At 72.8% G+C, this 2987-nt stretch carries 4 protein-coding genes; 1 reads left to right on the top strand and 3 read right to left on the bottom strand.

Annotation, left to right across the window (positions count from 1 at the left end; genetic code table 11):
* From VFZ20_RS16990 to VFZ20_RS16980, 3 genes are all read right to left on the bottom strand, one after another.
* Positions 1–256, bottom strand: a 256-nt coding sequence (locus VFZ20_RS16990; RefSeq protein WP_329685107.1) for a putative quinol monooxygenase, incomplete at its 3' end; no start/stop codon positions are given.
* A 72-nt stretch (positions 257–328) separates the two neighbouring features.
* Positions 329–736, bottom strand: a complete 408-nt coding sequence (locus VFZ20_RS16985; protein WP_329685106.1) for a hypothetical protein — start codon at positions 734–736, stop codon at positions 329–331.
* A 79-nt stretch (positions 737–815) separates the two neighbouring features.
* On the bottom strand, positions 816–1646 hold the full coding sequence (locus VFZ20_RS16980) for a helix-turn-helix transcriptional regulator (protein ID WP_329685105.1): 831 nt from the start codon (positions 1644–1646) through the stop codon (positions 816–818).
* A gap of 244 nt (positions 1647–1890) precedes the next feature.
* Between VFZ20_RS16980 and VFZ20_RS16975 the strand changes: the two genes are divergently transcribed.
* Positions 1891–2967, top strand: a complete 1077-nt coding sequence (locus VFZ20_RS16975; protein ID WP_349264101.1) for a Gfo/Idh/MocA family protein — start codon at positions 1891–1893, stop codon at positions 2965–2967.
* Positions 2968–2987 lie beyond the last annotated feature (20 nt).

Raw genomic sequence — 2987 nt, 5'->3', positions numbered from 1 at the left:
CGGCGAGGATCTCGTCGAGCGCCTGGTGCCACGCCTGGCGGTACGGGCGGCCCAGCTGGTTGGCGAGCACGTCGTCGTGGTCCTCCCAGCTCTCGTAGAGCATGAAGCGGTTCTCGTCCGCCGGGTCGCGGTGGAGCACGGCCTCGTGGAACATCGGCTCGCCGCGCATGGCGTCGAGCACGCCCTCCAGCAGGCCCAGGAACCGCTCGCGCTGATCCGGCCGGACGTTGAACTGGATCGAATAGGTGATGGACATCGGTGGTCGTCGATGGGATGCGCGCCGGGAGACCGCGGACGCGGATCCCCCGGCGGGACGATGCGGATGCGCCTACGCCGGGCCCGCGGTCACATGCCGGGCGCGCGGCAGCGCGCGGAACTGCAGCCAGGTGAAGACGGCCACCGCGGCGGCCTGCGCGAGCACGAACGCCGTCCCCAGCGACGTGGGCGACACCCACCCGCTCGCGACCAGCAGCACGCTTTCCGACACCCACGCCGCGTTGACGGCGATCACGGCCCACAGGGCGCCGCGTCCCACCTCGCGGCGCGTGGCCAGGTACGCCAGCACGGCCGCGAACGGCAGCAGCCCGGCCCCGGCGTAGCGCAGCAGCACCTCGGGAAGCCCCAGCACACCCGCCAGCGGCCCCGCGAACCCGGCGAGCAGCAGCCCCATTCCCCCGCTCGCCGCCGCGTCCAGCAGGAGCGCCGCCGCGGCCCCGTTGCGTGTTTCGTTGCGCATCACAGGATTCTCCGTTCGGGTTTGATCCGACGGCCACGCGGCCGCCGGTGCCCCAAGTTCACACAGAGAGGGAATCGTCTCAATTACCTGCCAGGTAACCCGCCGCGAGCGCGCGCATCCGCTCCGCCGTGGCGGCGTCGGCGGGAAAGAAGCACTCCAGCGCCAGCTCGGCGACGGTGACGTCCACGGGCGTCCCGAAGACGGTGGTGGTGCTGATGAAGGTGAGCACGCCGGCCGGGGTCGCCAGCTCCAGCGGGACGAAGACGGAGGGATGCCCGACCGGTGGCGCATCCGGCGCGATGCGCGTGGAACGGGCGACGGGATAGGCGCTCAGCTCCTCCAGCAGGTCGGCCAGGACGGGATCGGCGCTCGCCTCCACCTGCTGGCGAAGGCGATCCAGCAGGTGCGCGCGCCACTGCGCCAGGTTCACGATGCGCCCAGCGAGCCCCTCCGGGTGCAGGCTCAGCCGCAGCACGTTGGCGGGCGGGGCGAGCAGCGCGTCGGGGATCCCCTCCAGCAACGGGGCCAGGGCGCGGTTGGCCGCCACGAGGTGCCAGTGCCGGTCCACGGCCAGCGCAGGGAACGGCTCGTGGCCGCGCAGCACCTGGTCCACCGCGGCGCGAACCGAGCGCAGCGCGTCGTCGTCCATGGACCGCTCGGCGAAGACGGGCGCGTACCCGGCGGAAGAAAGGAGCTGATTGCGCTGGCGCAGCGGCAGGTCCAGCTGCTCGGCCAGGCGCAGGACCATCTCGCGGCTCGGCCGCGCCCGGCCCGACTCCATGAAGCTCAGGTGCCGCTGCGACACGTCCGCGCGCAGCGCCAGGGCAAGCTGGCTCAGGTGGCGGTGCATGCGCCACCTGCGCAGCGCCGCGCCGAACGGCGTGCTCCCCGCGATCACCGTCTCCGTCATCCGCCGTCTCCCTGGTTCCCCGTGTTGCACGGACGCTATCCATCCCGCGTCCCGCCGTCCATGACCCGCGAGGGAATCGCGCCGGTCCGGTCCTGGCCCAACGGGAGCGGACGATTGGCCCGGCCCGCGTGACGCGGCGCAAGTTGGCCCCGTGCGGACGCGGGTACAAGCGTCCGCTCGCGCGAAGGAACGCGACGCAGTAGATCAACGGCGGGTGGCGCGGTGGACGAAATCGAAACGGGGGATGCGGAGGGGGACGGAACGGGCGGACAGGGACATCCGGGTGGGACTCATTGGGTACGGGCTGGGCGGGGCCGCATTCCATGCGCCGCTCATCGCCACGACGCCGGGGATGCGGCTGACGGCCATCGTCACCGCCCACCCGGAGCGCGTGCAGCAGGCGCGGGCGAATCATCCCGAATCCGCCATCCTCGACGCGGCCGAGCGGCTGTGGGAGCGCGCGGATTCGCTGGACCTGGTCGTCGTCACGACCCCCAATCGCTCGCACGTGCCCCTGGCGCGGTCGGCGCTCGCGGCCGGGCTGCCCGTCGTCGTCGACAAGCCGCTCGCCGCCACGCCCGAGGACGCACGCGCGCTCGTCGACGAAGCGCGCCGTTCGGGACGGATGCTGACCGTCTTCCAGAACCGGCGCTGGGACGGCGACTTTCTTACCCTGCGCCGGCTGATGGCGGAGGGCGCGCTGGGCGATGTGCATCGCTTCGAGTCGCGCTTCGAGCGCTGGCGGCCGGAGCCCAAACCCGGCTGGCGCGAAGAGGCCGATCCCGCGCAGGCCGGGGGCCTTCTCTACGACCTGGGCAGTCACCTCATCGACCAGGCGCTCGTGCTGTTCGGCCCCGTGACGCACGTGTACGCCGAGCTGGACCGCCGCCGCCCCGGCGTGCGGGTGGACGATGACGCGTTCGTGGCGCTCACGCACGGGTCCGGCGTGCGCTCGCACCTGTGGATGAGCGCCGTCGCGGGCGACCACGCCCTGCGCATGCGTGTGCTGGGCAGCCGCGCGGCGTACGTAAAGCACGGGATGGACGTGCAGGAGCCCACGCTGCGGATGGGCGGATCGCCCGGCGCCGGCTACGGCGTGGAGCCGGAGTCCGCGTGGGGCCGGCTCGTGAAGGGAGATGCGTCCGAGTCGATCGAGACAGAGCGCGGCGATTACCCGGCGTTCTATGCGGGCGTCGCCAGGGCGCTGCGGGACGGCGGTCCGCCCCCCGTCGATCCGATGGACGCCGTCGCGGGGCTGGAGATCATCCGCGCGGCGCAGGTGTCGGCGGCGGAGAACCGCGTGGTGCGGATGGAGGGCTGACGGCGGGCGAGGCGAAAACT

The sequence above is a fragment of the Longimicrobium sp. genome, from assembly GCF_036280135.1.
Lineage (GTDB): Bacteria > Gemmatimonadota > Gemmatimonadetes > Longimicrobiales > Longimicrobiaceae > Longimicrobium.
This window is presented reverse-complemented; position numbering and strand designations above follow the sequence as displayed.